At 63.9% G+C, this 19,531-nt stretch carries 15 protein-coding genes; 4 read left to right on the top strand and 11 right to left on the bottom strand.

Going from position 1 to position 19,531, the window contains the following annotated elements; all coding sequences use genetic code 11:
* Positions 1-21 precede the first annotated feature (21 nt).
* Positions 22-2,169, bottom strand: a complete 2,148-nt coding sequence (gene fadB / locus ACSVIK_RS13900) for a fatty acid oxidation complex subunit alpha FadB (RefSeq protein ID WP_442444876.1) — start codon at positions 2,167-2,169, stop codon at positions 22-24.
* Positions 2,170-2,594: 425 nt separating this feature from the next.
* Here fadB and ACSVIK_RS13895 point away from each other — a divergent pair, with 425 nt between their 5' ends.
* Both ACSVIK_RS13895 and ACSVIK_RS13890 read left to right on the top strand, forming a co-directional pair.
* Entirely contained in the window at positions 2,595-3,416 is an 822-nt protein-coding gene (locus ACSVIK_RS13895; protein ID WP_442444875.1) for a hypothetical protein, read from the top strand.
* Between the two features lie 661 nt (positions 3,417-4,077).
* Complete coding sequence (locus tag ACSVIK_RS13890; protein WP_268183094.1) at positions 4,078-4,518, top strand: universal stress protein; 441 nt, start codon at positions 4,078-4,080, stop codon at positions 4,516-4,518.
* A 51-nt stretch (positions 4,519-4,569) separates the two neighbouring features.
* Here the strand turns inward: ACSVIK_RS13890 and ACSVIK_RS13885 are convergent, their stop codons facing one another.
* A complete protein-coding gene (locus ACSVIK_RS13885) occupies positions 4,570-5,256 on the bottom strand; it encodes a DUF6901 family protein (RefSeq protein WP_268183092.1) in 687 nt (228 codons plus the stop codon).
* A gap of 18 nt (positions 5,257-5,274) precedes the next feature.
* Positions 5,275-7,200 carry an ATP-binding cassette domain-containing protein gene (locus tag ACSVIK_RS13880; protein WP_442444874.1) on the bottom strand — a complete coding sequence of 642 codons (1,926 nt, stop codon included), beginning with the start codon at positions 7,198-7,200 and terminating at the stop codon, positions 5,275-5,277.
* A gap of 215 nt (positions 7,201-7,415) precedes the next feature.
* Between ACSVIK_RS13880 and ACSVIK_RS13875 the strand changes: the two genes are divergently transcribed.
* Positions 7,416-9,344 carry a transglycosylase SLT domain-containing protein gene (locus ACSVIK_RS13875; RefSeq protein WP_442444873.1) on the top strand — a complete coding sequence of 643 codons (1,929 nt, stop codon included), beginning with the start codon at positions 7,416-7,418 and terminating at the stop codon, positions 9,342-9,344.
* 535 nt (positions 9,345-9,879) lie between these two features.
* Here ACSVIK_RS13875 and argC read toward each other — a convergent pair.
* The 8 genes from argC to ACSVIK_RS13835 form a co-directional block, all read right to left on the bottom strand.
* The gene (argC, locus tag ACSVIK_RS13870; protein WP_442444872.1) at positions 9,880-10,833 is read right to left on the bottom strand and encodes an N-acetyl-gamma-glutamyl-phosphate reductase; all 954 of its coding nucleotides are present in this window, start codon (positions 10,831-10,833) and stop codon (positions 9,880-9,882) included.
* A 117-nt stretch (positions 10,834-10,950) separates the two neighbouring features.
* The gene (locus ACSVIK_RS13865) at positions 10,951-11,808 is read right to left on the bottom strand and encodes an efflux RND transporter periplasmic adaptor subunit (RefSeq protein ID WP_442444871.1); all 858 of its coding nucleotides are present in this window, start codon (positions 11,806-11,808) and stop codon (positions 10,951-10,953) included.
* A gap of 14 nt (positions 11,809-11,822) precedes the next feature.
* Positions 11,823-12,026, bottom strand: a complete 204-nt coding sequence (locus tag ACSVIK_RS13860; RefSeq protein WP_277372190.1) for a DUF1656 domain-containing protein — start codon at positions 12,024-12,026, stop codon at positions 11,823-11,825.
* Entirely contained in the window at positions 12,013-14,001 is a 1,989-nt protein-coding gene (locus ACSVIK_RS13855; protein WP_442444870.1) for an FUSC family protein, read from the bottom strand. The genes ACSVIK_RS13860 and ACSVIK_RS13855 overlap by 14 nt, the downstream gene beginning before the upstream one ends.
* 1,088 nt (positions 14,002-15,089) lie before the next feature.
* Positions 15,090-15,206, bottom strand: coding sequence for a cytochrome c oxidase subunit CcoM (ccoM, locus tag ACSVIK_RS13850; protein ID WP_017361612.1), 117 nt, complete (start codon positions 15,204-15,206; stop codon positions 15,090-15,092).
* A 201-nt stretch (positions 15,207-15,407) separates the two neighbouring features.
* Positions 15,408-15,569 (bottom strand): hypothetical protein, encoded by a 162-nt coding sequence (locus ACSVIK_RS13845; RefSeq protein WP_442444869.1) that lies wholly within the window; start codon positions 15,567-15,569, stop codon positions 15,408-15,410.
* The gene (locus ACSVIK_RS13840) at positions 15,566-16,165 is read right to left on the bottom strand and encodes an alpha-ketoglutarate-dependent dioxygenase AlkB family protein (protein WP_442444868.1); all 600 of its coding nucleotides are present in this window, start codon (positions 16,163-16,165) and stop codon (positions 15,566-15,568) included. The genes ACSVIK_RS13845 and ACSVIK_RS13840 overlap by 4 nt, the downstream gene beginning before the upstream one ends.
* A gap of 37 nt (positions 16,166-16,202) precedes the next feature.
* The gene (locus tag ACSVIK_RS13835; protein WP_442444867.1) at positions 16,203-16,496 is read right to left on the bottom strand and encodes an aspartate-semialdehyde dehydrogenase; all 294 of its coding nucleotides are present in this window, start codon (positions 16,494-16,496) and stop codon (positions 16,203-16,205) included.
* A gap of 162 nt (positions 16,497-16,658) precedes the next feature.
* On the opposite strand from ACSVIK_RS13835, the gene rapA reads away from it, so the two are divergent.
* Entirely contained in the window at positions 16,659-19,502 is a 2,844-nt protein-coding gene (gene rapA, locus ACSVIK_RS13830; RefSeq protein ID WP_442444866.1) for an RNA polymerase-associated protein RapA, read from the top strand.
* Positions 19,503-19,531: the final 29 nt, after the last annotated feature.

Genomic DNA, 19,531 nt, shown 5'->3' with positions numbered 1-19,531 from the left:
CTCGCTCTGTTCGCTGCACGGTTAACCGAAGAACTTCTGGCCCTTGGCGGCCATTTCACGAAGTTTTGCGGTCGGGTGGTACAGGGCGCCCAGCTCGGCGTACTTGTCGGCCAGGGCGACGAACTCGGCCACACCGATCGAATCGATGTAGCGCAGCGCACCACCGCGGAAGGGAGGGAAGCCGATACCGTAGATCAGGCCCATGTCGGCCTCTGCTGCGGTCTCGACGATGCCGTCTTCCAGGCAGCGAACGGTTTCCAGGCACAGCGGGATCATCATGAAGTTGATGATGTCCTCGTCGCTGACTTCACGCTCTTCGACCACGATGGACTTGAGCAGCTCGTAGGCGGCCGGGTCGGAGACCTTCTTCGGCTTGCCGCGCTTGTCGGTTTCGTAGGCGTAGAAGCCCTTGCCGTTCTTCTGGCCCAGGCGATTGGCCTCGTACATCACGTCGACGGCGGTCTTGCCTTCCACCGCCATGCGGTCCGGGAAGCCTTCGGCCATCACGTCACGGCCGTGGTGGCCGGTGTCGATGCCCACCACGTCGGAGAGGTAAGCCGGGCCCATGGGCCAGCCGAACTTCTCCATCACCCGGTCGATGCGCACGAAGTCGACACCGAAGCCCAGCAGCTTGGAGAAACCGCCGAAGTACGGGAACAGCACGCGGTTGACCAGGAAGCCCGGGCAGTCGTTGACCACGATCGGGTTCTTGCCCATCTTCTTGGCGTAGGCCACGGTGGTGGACACGGCCACGTCGCTGGACTTCTCGCCACGGATGACTTCCACCAGCGGCATCATGTGCACCGGGTTGAAGAAGTGCATGCCGACGAAGTTCTCGGGGCGCTTGAGGGCCTGAGCCAGGTAGGTGATGGAGATGGTCGAGGTGTTGGAAGCGATGATCGCGTCCTCACGCACATGGCCTTCCACCTCGGCCAGCACGGCGTGCTTGACCTTGGGGTTCTCGACCACGGCCTCGACCACGATGTCGACGTTGCCGAAATCGCCGTAGGACATGGTCGGGCGGATGGCGTTGAGCGCCTCGGCCATCTTCGCCGGGGTCATGCGGCCCTTCTCGACGCGCTTGCCGAGCAGCTTGGAGGCCTCGTCCAAGCCCATCTGGATACCCTCTTCGCGGATATCCTTCATCAGGATCGGGGTGCCCTTGGAGGCCGACTGGTAGGCGATGCCGCCGCCCATGATGCCGGCGCCGAGCACGGCGGCCAGTTTCACGTCACGGGCAATCTCGTCGTGCTGCTTGGCCTTCTTCTTCAGTTCCTGATCGTTGAGGAACAGGCCGATCAGGCTCTCGGCGACCGAGGTCTTGGCCAGCTTGACGAAGCCGGCGGCCTCGACTTCCAGCGCCTTGTCACGACCGAAGTTGGCGGCCTTCTGGATGCTCTTGATGGCTTCGACCGGCGCCGGGTAGTTCGGGCCGGCTTGCCCTGCAACGAAGCCCTTGGCAGTCTCGAAGCACATCATCTGCTCGATGGCATTGAGCTTGAGCTTTTCCAGCTTGGGCTGACGCTTGGCCTTGAAATCCAGCTCGCCGGCGATGGCGCGCTTGAGCAGATCCAGGGCAGCGTCCTTGAGCAGCTCGGGTTTGACCACGACATCCACGGCGCCAACCTTGAGCGCGTCTTCGGCACGGTTTTCCTTGCCGGAGGCGATCCACTCGACGGCGTTGTCGGTACCGATCAGGCGCGGCAGACGCACGGTGCCACCGAAGCCCGGGTAGATGCCCAGCTTGACTTCCGGCAGGCCGATCTTGGCGGTCGCGCTCATCACGCGGTAATCAGCGGCCAGGCACATCTCCAGGCCGCCACCGAGGGCGATGCCGTTGATGGCGACCACGGTCGGCACGCCGAGATCCTCGAAATCGCTGAAAATCTTGTTGGCTTCCAGATTGCCCGCCACCAGCTCTTCGTCGGGCAGCTTGAAGTTGTCGACGAACTCGGTGATATCGGCACCGACGATGAACACGTCCTTGCCACTGGTGACAATCACGCCCTTGATCGAACCGTCGGCCTTGATCGCGTCCACGGAAGCACGCAGATCGTTCAGGGTAAGACGGTTGAATTTGTTGACGGACTCACCCTTGAGGTCGAAATTCAATTCGACGATGCCGCTCTCAAGAGCCTTAACCGTGATGGCTTTACCTTCGTAAATCATCAACTGATCTCCACGGTATGGAAGCTGAACAGTACACATCGGAGCCAACCGCCAGGCCAGCTCGCGGCATGGCCGTTCGAGCATAGCCCCAATCGGTACGACACACCCGCCGACGCGATGTTCGGGCTGTAGCGGCGCGCCTTACCAGGCAAACGCTCAATTCATACGCCCGTTTGATTTGGGTGTGCACACCTTCGGGGAAAAGCCCGAACTTGTCAATTGGCCTCGTTGCAAAGGCCTTTCTGCAGTTTAGACACGCCCCAGACTGGTGCATTCACTGCTTTCAGCACGCCTCGCCCTGCTGGTGCCTAGCCAAACGCCCGGGCTAGCGAGTACAGTCGCTTCTCGTTCGCCCAAGCCGAACCAGTGGCGCGAACCTGAACACAACAAATCGAGCCCCTCGATGGGCCAGACGGAGCTTCACGATGTCGAGCCGCGGTAAGCTTGCATTGCCCTTGAGCGCCCTGCTCACCCTCATCCTCAGCACCTTGCTCGCGACCTCGTCGTTCGCGGGCCCCGCCGATGACCTGCTGCAGATTCAGCAGATGCGCCTGGCCGCGCAGAAGAGCCTGAGCGATTTCTACATGTACAACGCCATGGAAGGGGATCAACGTTACGCGCGTATGATCAACGACGCGGTGCAGCGGGCGCAGAGCCGGCTCGAGGGCTTGCCCACTCAGTCGGGAGAAGCTGCGAAGGCGCAGCAGGACGCGCTGCAACAGCAATGGCAGGACTACCGCGACAGGTTGCAACAATTGATGGCGACCATGAAGAAACAGGGTTTCACCGACCTGCAACCCATCGCCGCCCTGGCCAAGAGCAATGAGCAACTGATGGAACTCAGCCAGGCGCTGTACCAGACGATCCAACAGGACAGTGGCCAGAGCGTACCGGCGCTCACCCAGCGCAGCCGTGAACAGAGCCTGCTGATGCAGAACATCGCCCTGGACTATGCCTCGCGTAGCGCCTCGATCGGTGGCAGTTTCTTCGGCGGTGGCGAAGAGCGCGCCATCGACGAGCAGGTACGGGAGTTCGCCAGTGGCCTCGACGCCCTGGCCCAGGCGCCACAGAATACGCCCGAGATCAACACGGCCATTGGCAATATCGTCACCAAGTTCCGCTATATCGAGAAATCCCTGCTTAACTACAACCAGAACACCGTACCCTTTCTGGTCAACAAGTATTCCGACAGCATCATCGACGGCCTGGAAGAGGTCGCGGCCCTGTATGCCGCGCACCAGCTTTGATGCCCTCCCCGTTTCCGGCCTGCCTGGCCTTACCACCGCCCGATGCTTGCATCGGGCTTTTCTTTGCGCTCTGCACATTTAAGGGGGGGAGAATGCTTGGTTGACATCGGAGGCAGTAGGCCGCTGGTTGGGGGCGTGAGCCGTGGTGCCGAACTGGGCATGGCCCGGCGGGCTGTTCGCTGGCGCTCCTGAGCCCGCCCTACGGCTGCCCCATTCAAGCACTCTACGCTAATTCTGGGTTACCTCGGATTCAGGCGCGTGCAGAGCCCGCCCAGGAGGGCGAACGGAATCGTCGTGGAAGAGGTTGAGCGACATGGATGTCGCGAAAGCCACGATGGGCCAGGGATGGCCCACCGTGGCGGGCCTCTGGAACGGCGATGGAGTGAGCGAACCCTGGCGCAGCCAGGGCCGGATGACCGGGCGGAGGGTTTTGGTTACTTTTGCCCGTCAAAAGTGACTCGCCCGGGAGGGCGAAACCAAAAACATCAGCAGAAACGCGGCAATTCGGAACAGTCACCAGAACAACCCACACCGTATTGCCTGACCGGTATCAAGACTGACTTTCCCGAGATTCCGCAAAGAATCTTTTCTTTGGGACACGAGCAGGCATCCAGGGCCATACTGGATGCGAAGCGGTTTTTATCCTCAGGAGGACTTCACCATGCCCTACCAACATATCCTGGTCGCCGTCGACCTCACCGAGGAATGCGACCCGGTGGTGAGCCGCGCGCGCAAGCTGGCCCAGGCCAGCGGCGCGAAGATGTCCGTGGTGCATATCGTCGAGCCCATGGCCATGGCCTTTGGCGGTGACGTACCGATGGATCTGTCGATGCTGCAACAACAGCAGTTCGAGCAAGCCCGCGAACGCCTGGACGCATTCAGCGGCAAATACCCGGAAATCACAGATGATCGTCGGCACCTGGCCTACGGTCAGCCGCGCCAGGAAATCCACCGCCTGGCCGAGGAACAAGGCTGCGACCTGATCGTGGTCGGCAGCCATGGCCGCCATGGCCTGGCCCTGCTGCTGGGCTCCACCGCCAACGACGTGCTGCATGGTGCCCCCTGCGACGTGCTCGCCGTGCGCCTGAAGAAAACCGACTGATAGCTGCCCAGCCTGCCCGATGCATCAGCGCCTGGCGCATCGGGCAGGCCCTCAGTCGAAGGCTTCGCCCGCGCTCATGACCAGAGGGCGAATCTTCTGCAACTGGGTTTCCAGGGTCACCGTCATGCTCGATGACAGCGAGAAGAAGGTGAGGAAGGCCTTGAGGTTGGAGTCGCCCTCACAGGTATCGTGAATGCGCTGCCAGAACGCCTGGTTGACCAGCTTGAGCTGCTGGAAATGCCGCACCAGCCCCTTGAGTTCCCAGTCCGCCAGACGCCCTTCACGCATGTTGAAGTACTGCCGAGTGAGGTACAGCGACACGGCGCGCAGGATGAATTCCTGATTGCTGGCGAACGGCAGATGGTGCTGCGCCATCGGCCTAAGGCGCCCCAGCACCGGGCAGGCGCTGGTGGCCATGATCACCCCGAGCAGCGCCCGCAGCCCTTCTTCAAGGCCCAGATTCTTGCTGTACTCGCGCTCGGGGGTACGCACCCACACGCCAACCTTCTTGAAGGCGGGCAGGCCATGGAAGTCCTCGATGACGCGATGCAGGTCGACCGCTGCCGGGCAATGGCTGAACTGTTCGCGGCTCAGCGGACAGTTGCTGCACTGCTGATGCTCGAGGCGGGTCCAGGCTGGCGTGCGTTGCGCCAGCTCCGGGTCATACTCGCGGTTCAGCTCGATCCGGTAGCTGAACTGATGTTCGTCATCCAGGGTGATGCGGTATTCGATGGCCATTGCCCGTTCGTTCCTTGGTTAGCTTTCCAGCTCGGCCCAGCGCTCTAGCAACTTGTCCATTTCCTTCTGCAAGTCGTCGAGGCGCGCCAATACCTGCGTGGTGATCTGCACCGGCTGCTGATAGAAGGCAGGATCGGATACCTGCTCCTGCACTGCAGCCATTTCCTGTTCCAGGGCATCGATCTGCCCCGGGATCGCTTCCAGCTCGCGCTGCAGCTTGTAGCTTAGTTTCTTCTTCGCCGGTTCGGCGCTCTCCTGTGCGGGCGTCGCTGCCGTTGGAGTCGGCGACTCGACGATGGCGGTGGCCAGCTCGGCCTTGCCCGACTTGCTCTCTCCCACACCGAGCAGGCGTGGCGACCCGCCCTGGCGCAGCCAGTCCTGGTAACCGCCGACGTACTCGCGCACCTTGCCCTCACCCTCGAACACCAGGGTGCTGGTCACCACGTTGTCGAGGAAGGCACGGTCGTGGCTGACCATCAGCACGGTGCCAGGGAAGTTGAGCAGCACTTCTTCGAGCAGTTCCAGGGTTTCCACATCGAGATCGTTGGTCGGTTCGTCCAGCACCAGCAGGTTGGCCGGTTTGCTGAACAGCTTGGCCAGCAACAGTCGTGCCCGCTCGCCACCGGACAAGGCCTTGACCGGCGTACGCGCGCGTTGCGGGCTGAACAGGAAGTCGCCCAGGTAGCTCAGCACGTGGCGGCTCTGGCCATCGATGCTGATGAAGTCGCGGCCCTCGGCGATGTTGTCGATCACCGTCTTCTCCGGCTCGAGCTGGTGACGCAATTGGTCGAAATACGCCACTTCCAGCTTGGTGCCCACCTCGATGCTGCCGCTGCTGGGTTGCAGGTCACCGAGCAGCAACTTGAGCAAGGTGGTCTTGCCGGTGCCGTTGGCGCCGAGCAGACCGATACGGTCGCCGCGCTGCAGCACCATGGAGAAATCCTTGACCAACCAGGGGCCGCCGGGGTGGGCGAAACTGACGTTCTCGGCCACCATCACCTGCTTGCCGGACTTGTCCGCCGCCTCCAACTGGATGCTCGCCTTGCCCTGGCGCTCGCGGCGCTCGGCACGTTCGGCGCGCATGGCCTTGAGCGCACGCACGCGACCTTCGTTACGGGTGCGGCGGGCCTTGATACCCTGCCGGATCCACACCTCCTCCTGCGCCAGGCGCTTGTCGAACAGCGCATTGGCGGTCTCCTCGGCGGCGAGCTGCTGCTCCTTGTGCACCAGGAAACTGGCGTAGTCGCCGTTCCAGTCGATCAGCCCACCGCGATCCAGTTCGAGGATGCGCGTGGCCAGGTTCTGCAGGAAGGAACGGTCGTGGGTGATGAACAGCACGGCGCCGCCGAAGTCCTTGAGCGCCTCTTCCAGCCAGGCGATGGCACCGATGTCCAGGTGGTTGGTGGGCTCGTCGAGCAACAGCAGATCCGGCTCGGACACCAGCGCCTGGGCCAGCAGCACGCGGCGGCGCCAGCCACCGGAGAGCTCGGCCAGGGTCTTGTCGGCCGGCAACTGCAGGCGGCTCAGGGTGCTGTCCACCAGTTGCTGCAAACGCCAGCCATCCTTCGCCTCCAGCTCCTGCTGCACGTGCATCAGTTGTTCGAGGTCGTCCTCGCCCTGAATGTTCTGCGCCAGATGGTGATAGCGCGCCAGCAGGTCACCGACGCCGGCCAGGCCTTCGGCCACCACGTCGAACACCGTGCGCTCATCGGCACGCGGCAGTTCCTGCGGCAATTCACCGATCTTCAGCCCGGGGGCGCGCCAGATCTCGCCGTCGTCGGGCATCTGGTCACCCTTGACCAGGCGCAGCATGCTCGACTTGCCGGTGCCGTTGCGACCGATGATGCACACCCGCTCGCCCCGGGCGATCTGCCAGGAAACCCCATCGAGCAGGGGCATGGCGCCATAGGCGAGGGAAACATCGGCGAACTTGAGCAGGGTCATGGGCATCTCCAAAAACAGGCCGGGCATTCTACCCGAGTTGGCGAGCGGCTGTTTTCGTTTCGACGAGCGTCTGATCGCCGAGCTGTAGGGGCACTCGTTCAGTGTGTATCTGCTTGCTGCCGGCGCTTTCGCCGATCCGTGGCGAAAGGCTAAGCTAGAGCCTGCAGCCAGATGGAACGGGCTGTCCATTTACCTGCTTGCCCCCTGGAACTGTCATGCGCGGTCGTCTCTTATCTCTCGTTTCCTGCCTGATGCTCGGCACCCTCGGCATCACCTCTGTAGACGCAGCCAACCTGGCGCAACAGCGCCAGTACTACGATGCAGCCAAGCGCGCCCTGGCCAAGGGCGATAGCGGGCCTTATCGCCAGTACGCCAGTGCGCTGCGCGACTACCCCTTGACGCCTTACCTGGCCTATGACGATCTGACCAACCGCCTCAAGTCGGCGAGCAACGCCGAGGTGGAGAGGTTCCTCGCCGAGCATGGTGACCTGCCCCAGGCTAGCTGGATGAAGCTGCGCTGGTTGCGTCTGCTGGCCGAGCGCGGCGAGTGGAAGCCCTTCCTCGCCCATTACGATCCCAAGCTCAACTTCACCGAACTGCACTGCCTGTACGGCCAGTACCAGCTCAGCCATGGCCTGAATGCCGAGGGCAATGCCACCGCCGAGAAGCTCTGGCTGGTGGGCAAATCCCAGCCCGACGCCTGCGACCCGTTGTTCGAGCGCTGGGCCGCCAATGGCCAGTTGACCGAACAACGCCGCTGGCAGCGCACCAAACTGGCGGTAGAGGCCGGCAACTACGGCCTGGCCAACTACCTGGTCAAGGGCCTGACGACCCTTGGCGCGCGCGGCAAGCTGCTGCTGGAAGTGGCGCAGAAACCGCAGATCCTCAAGCAGACGGGTCGTTTCACCCCGGCTGACGAGGCCATGGCCGACGTGGTGGGCCTGGGCCTGCGCCGCCTGGCCCGGCAGAGCCCGGAAGACGCCCTGAGCCTGCTCGATAGCTACGCCCAGCGCATGCAGTTCTCCCAGGACGAACAGGTGGCCATTGCCCGCCAGATCGGCCTGACCCTGGCGCGTCGCTTCGACCCGCGCGGGCTGGCGGTGATGGCCAAGTACGATCCGCAATTGCGTGACAACACCGTCAGCGAATGGCGTGCCCGTCTGCTACTGCGCAGTGGTCGCTGGGACGAGGCTTACCAGTTGACCCAGCGCATGCCCGCCGAGCTGGCCAGCAGCAATCGCTGGCGCTACTGGGCCGCGCGCAGCCTGCAACTGGCCCAGCCCGATAGCCACCAGCCGGCCGTGCTGTTCCAGGCCCTGGCCAAGGAGCGCGACTTCTACGGTTTCATGGCCGCCGATCAGGTCAAGGCTCCCTACAGCCTGAACAACCAGCCCCTGGCGCTCGACCCCAAGGTGGTGCAGAAAGTGCGCAACACCGCCGGCATCAAGCGCGCCCTGGAATTCCACGCCCGCGGGCAGATCGTCGACGGGCGCCGCGAGTGGTACCACGTCAGCCGCCTGTTCAGCCGTGACGAACTGGTGGCCCAGGCGCGCCTGGCCTATGAGATGGGCTGGTACTTCCCGGCCATCCGCACCATCAGCCAGGCGCAATACTGGGATGACCTGGAAGTGCGCTTCCCCATGGCCCATCGCGACGAGCTGGTGCGTGCAGCGCAGCGACGCGACCTGCATTCGAGCTGGGTGTTCGCCATCACCCGCCAGGAAAGCGCCTTCATGGCCGACGCCCGCTCCCACGCCGGCGCCATGGGCCTGATGCAGCTGATGCCGACCACCGCCAAGGAAACCGCGCGCAAGTTCAGCATCCCCCTGGCCTCACCACGCCAAGCGCTCGACCCGGGCGTCAACATCGAGCTGGGGGCGGCTTACCTGAGCCAGGTCTACGGCCAGTTCAACGGCAACCGTGTGCTCGCCTCCGCCGCCTACAACGCCGGCCCCGGCCGCGTGCGCCAGTGGCTACGCGGCGCCGATCATCTGAGCTACGACGTGTGGGTGGAGAACATCCCGTTCGACGAAACTCGCCAGTACGTGCAGAACGTGCTGTCGTACTCGGTGATCTATGGGCAGAAGCTGGGCAACCCGCAGCCGCTGGTGGCCTGGCATGAGCGGTATTTCGATGATCAGTGAGTGTTGCGGGGATATCTCTGCACCATGAAAAACGCCGCGATTCCGAGAGGAATCGCGGCGTTTTTCATGGTTATTCACAGGGGCTGGGGGAATCGGTCTTGATATCGGACTGGCAAGTTTATGCTTTTTTGGTGTTCTGGACGCCGCTTCGGTATGTTCGGAAACTCCTTGTTTCGCCCCCTCGGGCGACTCACTTTTCTTTGAAGTGCGCAAAGAAAAGTAAGCAAAAGAAACGCACCCCCGCCATCCGGCCCCGGCTGCGCCGGGGTTCGTTCGCTCCATCGCTGCTCCGAGGGCCCGCCGCGAAGGGCCATCCCTGGCCAGTCGCGGCTCTCGCGGCATCCATGCCGCTCAACCCTCTACGCAACGATTCCACTCACCCTCCTGAAGGGGGAGTTTCGCGCGCCTGAACGAGCAGGCATTCCATAGGTTGCTCGGCGTGTTCTAGCGCGTAGGGCGAATTCAGGAGCGCCAGCGAACAGTCCGCCAATCCATGTCCGGCACAGCAACCCACTCCTGCAGAACAAAACCCGCCTTACAGCCCGCTGCTGAGTCCCGTGTCCTCGGCCGCGCCGACGATCACGTTCATGCATTGCACGGCAGCGCCAGCGGCACCCTTGCCAAGGTTGTCCAGGCGCGCCACCAGGGTCACCCGCTCGGCATTGCCGAAGACGAACAGATCGGCACGGTTGCTGTCGTTGCAGCCCTGCACGTCAAAGAAGCCTTCATCCAGATTCTCCGCCCCTTCCAGCGGCATCACGCGAATGAAGCGCTCACCGGCATAGTGGCGCTGCAGCGCCTCGTGCAGTTGTTGCGGCGTGGTGCCGGGCGCCAGGCGATCCAGGTGCAGCGGCACGGTCACCGCCAGACCTTTGAGGAAATCACCGACGATGGGGCTGAACACCGGGGCCTGGGCGATGCCGGTCTGCACGCGCATTTCCGGCAGGTGCTTGTGCGCCTGGGGCATGGCGTAAGGGCGCGGGCTCTTCAGGCGAGCGTCACCACCGGCTTCGTACTGGGCGATCATCGCTTTGCCGCCACCGCTGTAGCCGGTCAGGGAGAAGGCACTGAGCGGATAATCCTTGGGCAGCAGGCCGGCATCCACCAGCGGACGCACCAGCAGGATGAAGGCCGTGGCATGGCAGCCAGGGTTGGCGATGCGCTTGCTGGCGCGGATTGCCTCGCGCTGGCCAGCGGCCAGTTCTGGCAGGCCATAGGTCCAGCCAGTGTCGGTACGGAAGGCAGTACTGGCGTCGATGATGCAGGTGTCGGGGTTGTTCACCAGGCTCACCGCCTCACGCGAGGCGGCATCCGGCAGGCAGAGGAAGGCCACGTCGGCGGCATTGAGCAGGCGTGCACGCTCGGCACTGTCCTTGCGCTTGGCCTCGTCGATGCGCAGCAGCTCGATGTCCGGGCGACCGGCCAGGTAATCCAGCAGACGCAGGCCGGTGGTGCCTTCCTGGCCGTCGACGAAAACTTTGAACGACATGACATGACCTCTCGACAGGGGCCGGACCGCAACCGGCCTGAAACGGTGGACGAAACAGCGGGGCCATAGTGTCGGTCATGCGCGCGCTCACGTCACGCGCTTCGACGACATCAGGCTTCACTGCTGCCGTACGCGCACGCTGGCGGTCATCCCGGCACTGAGCTGGACGGACTCGGGCAAGGCGTCGAAGCGGATGCGCACCGGAATGCGTTGCGCCAGGCGCACCCAGTTGAATGTGGGCTCGACATTGGCCAGCAATTGGCCGTCCGGGCTGGCGTTGCGGTCGGTGATGCCGCGGCTGATGCTGTCCACCGTGCCATGCAAGGGCTGATCGCGGCCCATCAGCCAGATTTCCACCGGCGCCCCGACATGAATGCGCGGCAGCTTGGTTTCCTCGAAATAGGCCTGCACGTAGAAGGAGGCCTCGTCCACCAGGGCCAGCACCGGCTCGCCTGCGCGCACGTAATTGCCCTCGGCCAGTTGCAGGTTGGTCACCTGGCCGGCGCGCGGCGCGCGCACCTCGCTGCGCTGCACGTCCAGTTCGGCCAGTTTCACTGCCGCCTGCGCCTGTTGATACTCGCCACGGGCGATCTCGGCATTGATCTGAGCGTTTTCACGCAGCTCGGCGCTGATCGCCTGCGGCCCCAGGCGGTCACGCCGTACCGCTTCGTGCTCGCGCAGCCGTAACTGTTGGCGCCGCGTCTCGGCCACCGCCCGGGCCTGCTCCAGGGCAGCCTGGTAGCGTTCGCGATCCAGGCTCATCAACAGCTCGCCAGCCGCCACCTGCTGGTTGTCATGCACCTTCAGCTCACGCACCCAGCCGGATAGATCCGGCGCGATGGTGACCACGTCGGCGCGGATGCGCGCATCGCGCGTCCAGGGTGAGTACAGGTAGTACTGCCACAGCCAGGTGCCGGCGAGAATCGCCACGATCACCAGGCTCAAGGTAATGCCGACACGCAAAACGGGACGCATGTCTCTCTCCTCGCTCAATGTCCAAGCACGGCCACCACGGCCGCCAATACACAGACGTACAAGGCGCAGTCGAACAGCGCCTCATGCCAGATCCAGCGAGCCACCCCGACACGCTGCAAGCCCAGGCGCAGCAAGCCGGTCAGCAACAGTGCCAACAGTGCATACAGCAGCAGCGGGCTGAGCAGCACACCGCCCAAGGCCCATTCACGCAAGCCCATCGACCTTCTCCTGTAATTGACACCAGCGCCGCCAACCGACCTGCAACTGCAGCAGTGCTGCCTCGGCCAAGCGCCGGTCGATGCTCGACGGCGCCGCCCGCAGCGCCTGCAACAGCTCATTGGCAGCAGCATCGAGCCCCTCTTCGCGTTGCGCCGCCGGCCCCTGCAGCAGTTGCCGGCGCAACGCGTCGAGAAAGCGCTCCTCGGCCTGCCCCAGGGAGCGATCCCCGGCGGCCAGGCAGGCCCGCAGGTGCAGCAGCTCGTCACCCAGATCCAGGCCGGCAATGCCATCATCCCAACGGCTGCGCGTCTGGCTGGGTAACGCTGGGTAATGGCGCGCCAGCAGCATCAGGCGATCGGCCATGCGCCCACCGAACCAACTTTCCGCACCGACCAGTGGCTGTCGGGTCAGACGCGCCAGATCGCGCAAGGTTGCCTGCAACAGGCGACGGCCATGCCAGCGCGGGCTGCGCAGGCCGATCAGGTTGAAAGCCAGCACCGCGCAAGCGACGCCGATGAGCATGGCCTGGGCTTCATTGAAGAAGAAGGCCAGGTCGTAGTTCATGTCGTTCTGAGGGGCGCAAAGCACGATGAAATGCAGGCAGAAGGAGGTTGCCGTCGCTCCCAGTGCCGGCTTGGCCATGCCCAGCGCGCCGAAGAACAACGGCACGCCGAGAGCCAGGCAAAGCATGGTGAAGCCATTGAGCTGAGGCAGCAGAATCTGCCCGACGAAGAAGGCCACCGGCAGCGCATAGAAGATGCCGCGCAGGAACAACAAGCCGATCTGCGCCGCATTCTCGCGACTGGCGAACAGACTGCAGACCACAGTGGCCAGCAGCATCGCGCCGCTGGCAGCCGGCCAGGCAGTGGCCATCCAGAATGCCGCCAGCGCCAGGAAGGCCAGTGCGCTGCGGCTACCGTAGAGCACGGCGGTCTGCCAGTCGCGGTGCCAGGACAGCGCCGGCGGCAGGCTGCCACGTACCTCCCCTTGCTCCACTGCCTGGAGCGATTCAGCGGCGGTTTCCAGACGCAGCACGAGCAGGGCTAGCCGCTCCAGACAGCGCCTTTGCCCCGCGCTCAGCCCCGCTTCCTCGGCCACTTCGCGCATCTGCTGCGCCAGCACCGCACACTGCTGCCCTGGCGTCCCGGCCAGGCAGTCGCGCACACGCTGCATCCAGGGCGCGAGCATCTGGCTCTCGGCCTCGTCGAGCTGCCGCCACTGCCGCCCTCCCCCGCGCGCCAGGCGCAGCACGCTGAGCAGATCACGGCTGAGCAGGCGCAAGGCCGCAGCGCGCTGGCGGCCACGCTGCCCCTCGAACCAGGCATGTTCGCGTTGCGCATCCACCGCCACCATGCGCCCCAACACATCCAGCAAGCCCTGGCGCGCCATGGCCTCGCCCGCCAGCGCCTGGCTCGCCGCACCCACTCCGGCCTGCCACAGGCTGCGCGCCTGCTGCGCCAGTTGCCGCTCCACACGCTGCGGCCAGAGCACGGCACTGACCACCGTGGCGCAGAGGATGCCCAGGGCGATTTCGGTGCCACGCGCAACGGCCTGGTCGAATACCGTCAGTGGATGGCTGATGGCCGGCAGGCCGATGATCGCCACCGTGTAGCCAGCCAGCACGAAGGCGTAGCTCCAGGCGCTGCGCAGCATGGTCGAAGCGGCCGTGCACAGGCCCATCCACAGCGCCACGGCAATCAGGAACAACCAGGGTGCCTGGGCGAATAGCGCCATCATCAGCACCGTCATGCTCGCCCCGATCAGGGTGCCGAGCAGCCGCGCCAGGCCCTTCTGCACCACCATGCCAGACAGCGGCTGGGCGACGATGAAGGCCGTCATCAAGGCCCACTGTGGCTGCTCCAGACCAAAACGGAACGCGCACCACAAGGCCAGGCCGCCGGCCAGCAGGGTCTTGATGGCGAACTGTAGGGCCTGCACGCTGGGTGCAAAGAAGGCCAATAGGGCTTCACGCATGGGCTTGGATTGTGGGGTCAGGACAGAAGCAGAATAAACGCTGGCAGGATGGAACGGCCAAGCGCGACAATTATTAGTCTGCTATCTAATTTTAGTCCAGTGCTGATCTTATGGAGACAGCGTTCAGTCGTCTGGGATCATCGGTTTGCTTTTTATTTGGAACATGAACCAGAACTGCTTGCTGATATCGGACTGGCAAGTTTGTGTGAGTGTTCGGTTGCTTTCGGCGTTCAAGCTGCTTATCGGCGTTCTGCTGATGTTTCCCGTTTCGCCCTCCCGGGCGAGTCACTTTTGGGGCAAAAGTAACCAAAACCTCCGCCCTTTCATCCGGCCCTGGCTGCGCCAGGGTTCGCTCACTCCATCGCCGTTCCAGAGGCCCGCCGCGAAGGGCCATCCCTGGCCCATCGCGGCTCTCGCGACATCCATGTCGCTCAACCTCTTCCACGACGATTGCGTTCGCCCTCCTGGGCGGGCTCTGCACGCGCCTGAACCCTAGGTAACCCAGAATTAGTCGGAGTGCTCGTACATCTGTCAGCCCCAGGGCTGACCGGGATACCGGCTGGAAGCCGGCAAGCTATCCAGGCAAATGAAACTGCGCGAATGAAACTATTGGTTTAATTCGACAGCCACGTCGTGGTTCTACTGCTACCAGATCACGCCGAGCAATCTATGGAGTACCCGTTCGTTCAGGCGCGCAAATGCCCCCTTCAGGAGGCCGAACGTAGGCATTGCGCAGGGGGCGAGTGGCATGGATGCCGCGAGAGGCTTAAAGGGCCAGGGATGGCCCTTGTAAGCCGACCCCGGAGCGATGCCGGAGTGAGGGAAGTCGAGCGAAGCGAGACCCGGATGGCGGGGGTGCGTTTCTTTTGCTTACTTTTCTTTGCGCATTTCAAAGAAAAGTGAGTCGCCCGAGGGGGCGAAACCCGGAATATCTGAACACGCCGTAGCGGCGCCCAGAACACCATCACACACAAACTCGCCAGTCCGGTATCAAGCAAGGCACCCCTCCACCAGCCCGCAAAAAAACCCAAAAAAAAGGGCGACCGAAGTCGCCCGAATTGCCTTGCGTGCCCAGTGAACTGGAAGGATCAGCTCTGCTTGCGCTTGTGCGCATCCTTCCAGATGAAATAACCAACGCCCCCAAAGAACGCGACCATCAGAAGAACGGTGCCGACTCCGGCGAGAACCACTGTATCGACGAACATGGCTGCCTCCTGTTGTGCCTGTCTGTCTGGGATGGCTTCAAGTTATCAGCGCTGGCGGCAGGAAAATTGATCTGGATCAATGGCCAGCGAGCAGGCGCGATCAGGCCTGGGGGAATACTGACCCAGGTCAAGAAATCGAGGGGGTACGAGGCGGGAGGTGCGGCCCAGAGCGGCCGCATGCAGCGGGACGTACAGCCGTACTCAGCGCTTCTTCGGTTTGCTCTTGGACTTCTTCTTGCCCTTGCCCAGCGGCAACACCTGCTCGAATACCTGACGCATCTCGTTGAGGCGCTTGTCGTTGAGGTCGTGAATGCGCTTGTCGCGCTCGGCGGTGAAGTCGATCAGCTTGTCGTCATGGCTCATAGCGGAAACCGGATCAGGCGAAAGGTCAGATTCAGGCGTGGCGCGCAGGCTTGGCGCGTCTTCGCCACTTGATGCTGCCAATGATGCTGGGTTGGCCCGCGCATGACCAGTAGCGAGCCGTGGGTCAGGGTCAACGAATGCTCGATACGCGTGCTGCCCACCCGGCGCAGGTCGAAGCGTCGACTGCCGCCCAGGTTCAGCGAAGCGATCAGCGGGTTGCGACCCAGTTCGGCTTCGGCGTCGCTGTGCCAGCCCATGCTGTCCTGTCCATCGCGGTAGTGGTTGAGCAGCACGGCGTTGAGTCGCTGCCCCACTTCGTGTTCGACACGCTGGCAAATCTCGGCGAGCAAGGGCGTCCAGGGCAAGGGCTGGTGAATGATGCCCGAATATCGATAGCGCGCCTCCGGCTCGCCATACCAGGCGGTCAGCCGTGGCACGCGGTGGTAGCGACCATGAATGAACAGCTCCGGCTGCTGCCAGGGCGTCTGCTCGACCAAGGTGTCGAGCCAAGTATCGGCCAACGCGGCATCGACCCAGCCGGGCAGATAGTCCAGCTCGGCATCGGCCAGTGATGGAAGGATATCGTCGAACAGCACCTTGAGAACCTGTCAGAAAGTACGCAGTGGAAATCGATCAGACTTCCACATCCACCCAAAGCCCTTGCCTGGGCAGATCGCCGAGCGTCTGCTCGACCTCCTCCTGCTCTGCCTCGGCCAGTTGCTCAGGCGTATAACCACGCCGCTGCCGACGCCGCTGCTCTTCGCGCAGCAGCTCCTCGGTTTCCTGCGGGTGGCGCTTGTCCAGGGTCAGGGCGCTCTCCTGCGCACCCGGCTCGGCAGGCGTCACCGGCGGAATATCGGGCCGGGGCTTGACCACGTCCTGCGTGGCAGTGACCGGCACCAGGCTATGAGGAATCGGTGGCAACATGGAATAGCCCCCCTCTTTGGTCAGGCTTTCGGCAGCGCAAAGCCCAACTTTACGGGCGCTCACCAGACTTTCGACCGAATGCTTCGCTGATAGTGCCATAGCCACTTTGGCCTTGGCGCGGCATCCGTTACCATAGCCGGCTTTTTCACGCGGGAGACAGGCATGGCGCAGTATCAACCGGGGCAACGCTGGATCAGTGACAGCGAGGCGGAATTGGGGCTTGGAACCATCCTCACCGAGGACGGCCGTCTGCTCACCGTGCTCTACCCGGCCACCGGCGAAACGCGCCAGTACGCCACCCGCAACGCGCCGCTGACTCGCGTGCGCTTCGCTCCGGGCGACGAAATCACCCACTTCGAGGGCTGGAAGCTCGCCGTGCAGGAAGTCGAGGATGTCGACGGCCTGCTGGTCTACCACGGCCTCGATGCCCAGCATAAGCCGGTGACCATGCCGGAAACCCAGCTATCGAACTTCATCCAGTTCCGCCTGGCCAGCGACCGCCTGTTCGCCGGGCAGATCGACCCGCTGTCCTGGTTCGCTCTGCGTTATCACAGCCTGGAGCACAACAGCCGCCTGCTGCAGTCCTCGCTCTGGGGCCTGGGCGGTGCACGCGCGCAACCCATCGCGCACCAGTTGCACATCGCCCGCAGCGTCGCCGACCGTATCGCCCCGCGCGTGCTGCTGGCCGACGAAGTGGGCCTGGGCAAGACCATCGAAGCCGGCCTGGTCATTCACCGCCAACTGCTCTCCGGCCGCGCCAGCCGGGTGCTGATCCTGGTGCCGGAAAACCTGCAGCACCAGTGGCTGGTGGAAATGCGCCGGCGCTTCAATCTCGATGTCGCTCTGTTCGACGCCGAGCGCTTCATGGAAAGCGACGCCAGCAACCCCTTCGAGGATTGCCAACTGGCGCTGGTGGCTCTGGAGTGGCTGAAGGACGACGAGAAGGCGCAGGACGCCCTGTTCGCCGCCGGCTGGGATCTCTTGGTAGTGGATGAAGCCCATCACCTGGTCTGGCACCCGGAACAGGCCAGCGCCGAGTATTCGTTGGTCGAGCAACTGGCCGAGGTCATTCCCGGCGTGCTGCTGCTCACTGCAACCCCCGAACAGCTTGGCCAGGACAGCCACTTCGCCCGCCTGCGCCTGCTCGACCCCAATCGCTTCCACGATGTCGAGGCCTTCCGCGCCGAAAGCCACCAGTACCGCCCGGTGGCCGAAGCGGTGCAGGAACTGCTCGACCACGGCAGCCTCAGCGCTCAGGCGCGCGAGGCCATCGGCGGCTTCCTCGGCGATGAGGGCCGTGAACTGCTGGACGCCATCGACGCCGGTGACGAAGACGCCCGCGCGCGCCTGGTGCGCGAGCTGCTCGACCGCCATGGCACCGGCCGCCTGCTGTTCCGCAACACCCGCGCCGCCGTGCAGGGCTTCCCCGAGCGCGAACTGCACCCCTACCCGCTGCCCTGCCCGGTGGAATATCTGGAGCTGCCCATCGGCGAACACGCCGAGCTGTACCCGGAAGTCAGCTACCAGGCGCAGGAAGAGGTGGACGAAGAGCAGCGCTGGTGGCGCTTCGACCCGCGCGTCGAGTGGTTGATCGACACCCTGAAGATGCTCAAGAAGTTCAAGGTGCTGGTGATCTGCGCCCACGCCGAGACTGCCCTGGATCTGGAAGACGCCCTGCGCGTGCGTTCCGGCATCCCGGCCACGGTATTCCACGAGGGCATGAGCATCCTCGAGCGCGACCGCGCCGCCGCCTACTTCGCCGACGAGGAATTCGGCGCGCAGGTGCTGATCTGCTCGGAAATCGGCTCCGAGGGCCGCAACTTCCAGTTCGCTCACCATCTGGTGCTGTTCGACCTGCCGGCCCACCCGGATCTGCTCGAACAGCGCATCGGTCGCCTCGACCGCATCGGCCAGAAGCACAAGATCCAGTTGCACGTGCCCTACCTGGAAACCAGCCCGCAGGAGCGCCTGTTCCAGTGGTATCACCAGGCCCTGAACGCCTTCCTCGCCACCTGCCCCACCGGCAATGCCCTGCAGCACCAGTTCGGCCCGCGCCTGTTGCCGCTGCTCGAAGGTGCCGATGATGACCAGTGGCAGGCCCTGATCGACGAAGCCCGCGCCGAGCGTGTGCGCCTGGAAGGCGAACTGCATAACGGCCGCGACCGCCTGCTGGAGCTGAACTCCGGCGGTGCCGGCGAAGGCGAGGCCCTGGTGGAGGCCATCCTCGAACAGGACGACCAGTACACCCTGCCGATCTACATGGAGGAGCTGTTCAACGCCTTCGGCATCGACAGCGAAGACCATTCCGACAACGCCCTGATCCTGCGCCCCAGCGAGAAGATGCTGGACGCCAGCTTCCCGCTGGGCGACGACGAGGCGGTGACCATCACCTACGACCGCGAACAGGCCCTGGCCCGCGAGGACATGCAGTTCATCACCTGGGAACACCCCATGGTGCAGGGCGGCATGGATTTGGTGCTGTCCGGCTCGATGGGCAACACCGCCGTGGCGCTGATCAAGAACAAGGCGCTCAAGCCCGGCACCGTGCTGCTGGAGCTGCTCTACGTCAGTGAAGTGGTAGCGCCGCGCAAACTGCAACTGGGGCGCTTCCTGCCGCCAGCCGCGCTGCGTTGCCTGCTCGATGCCAACGGCAATGACCTGGCAGCGAAAGTCGGCTTCGAGACGCTCAACGACCAGTTGGAAAGCGTGCCGCGCGCCAGTGCCAACAAGTTCATCCAGGCGCAGCGCGACGTGCTGGCCAAGCAGATCGCCGCCGCCGAGGCGAAGATCCTGCCGCGCCACGTCGAGCGCGTGGCACAAGCCAAACGCCGCCTGAGCGCCGAACTGGATGAAGAGCTGGCGCGCCTGGTCGCCCTGCAAGCGGTCAACCCCAGCGTACGCGACAGCGAGATCACCACGCTGCGCGAGCAGCGCGAACAGGGTCTGGCCATGTTCGACAAGGCCGCCCTGCGCCTGGAAGCGATCCGCGTACTGGTCGCAGGCTGACGCCGAGCGCGGTGGGTGCGGCTCACCCA

The sequence above is a fragment of the Pseudomonas sp. NCHU5216 genome, from assembly GCF_052156495.1.
Taxonomy (GTDB): domain Bacteria; phylum Pseudomonadota; class Gammaproteobacteria; order Pseudomonadales; family Pseudomonadaceae; genus Aquipseudomonas.
The sequence above is the reverse complement of the archived record's forward strand: the minus strand, read 5'-3'. Positions and strand labels throughout refer to the sequence as shown.

What these genes read in the sequence shown, in the direction of transcription:
- fadB (WP_442444876.1), bottom strand. Translation starts at nt 2,169, where the DNA reads ATGATTTACGAAGGTAAAGCCATCACGGTTAAGGCTCTTGAGAGCGGC.
- ACSVIK_RS13895 (WP_442444875.1), top strand. Translation starts at nt 2,595, where the DNA reads ATGTCGAGCCGCGGTAAGCTTGCATTGCCCTTGAGCGCCCTGCTCACC.
- ACSVIK_RS13890 (WP_268183094.1), top strand. Translation starts at nt 4,078, where the DNA reads ATGCCCTACCAACATATCCTGGTCGCCGTCGACCTCACCGAGGAATGC.
- ACSVIK_RS13885 (WP_268183092.1), bottom strand. Translation starts at nt 5,256, where the DNA reads ATGGCCATCGAATACCGCATCACCCTGGATGACGAACATCAGTTCAGC.
- ACSVIK_RS13880 (WP_442444874.1), bottom strand. Translation starts at nt 7,200, where the DNA reads ATGACCCTGCTCAAGTTCGCCGATGTTTCCCTCGCCTATGGCGCCATG.
- ACSVIK_RS13875 (WP_442444873.1), top strand. Translation starts at nt 7,416, where the DNA reads ATGCGCGGTCGTCTCTTATCTCTCGTTTCCTGCCTGATGCTCGGCACC.
- argC (WP_442444872.1), bottom strand. Translation starts at nt 10,833, where the DNA reads ATGTCGTTCAAAGTTTTCGTCGACGGCCAGGAAGGCACCACCGGCCTG.
- ACSVIK_RS13865 (WP_442444871.1), bottom strand. Translation starts at nt 11,808, where the DNA reads ATGCGTCCCGTTTTGCGTGTCGGCATTACCTTGAGCCTGGTGATCGTG.
- ACSVIK_RS13860 (WP_277372190.1), bottom strand. Translation starts at nt 12,026, where the DNA reads ATGGGCTTGCGTGAATGGGCCTTGGGCGGTGTGCTGCTCAGCCCGCTG.
- ACSVIK_RS13855 (WP_442444870.1), bottom strand. Translation starts at nt 14,001, where the DNA reads ATGCGTGAAGCCCTATTGGCCTTCTTTGCACCCAGCGTGCAGGCCCTA.
- ccoM (WP_017361612.1), bottom strand. Translation starts at nt 15,206, where the DNA reads ATGTTCGTCGATACAGTGGTTCTCGCCGGAGTCGGCACCGTTCTTCTG.
- ACSVIK_RS13845 (WP_442444869.1), bottom strand. Translation starts at nt 15,569, where the DNA reads ATGAGCCATGACGACAAGCTGATCGACTTCACCGCCGAGCGCGACAAG.
- ACSVIK_RS13835 (WP_442444867.1), bottom strand. Translation starts at nt 16,496, where the DNA reads ATGTTGCCACCGATTCCTCATAGCCTGGTGCCGGTCACTGCCACGCAG.
- rapA (WP_442444866.1), top strand. Translation starts at nt 16,659, where the DNA reads ATGGCGCAGTATCAACCGGGGCAACGCTGGATCAGTGACAGCGAGGCG.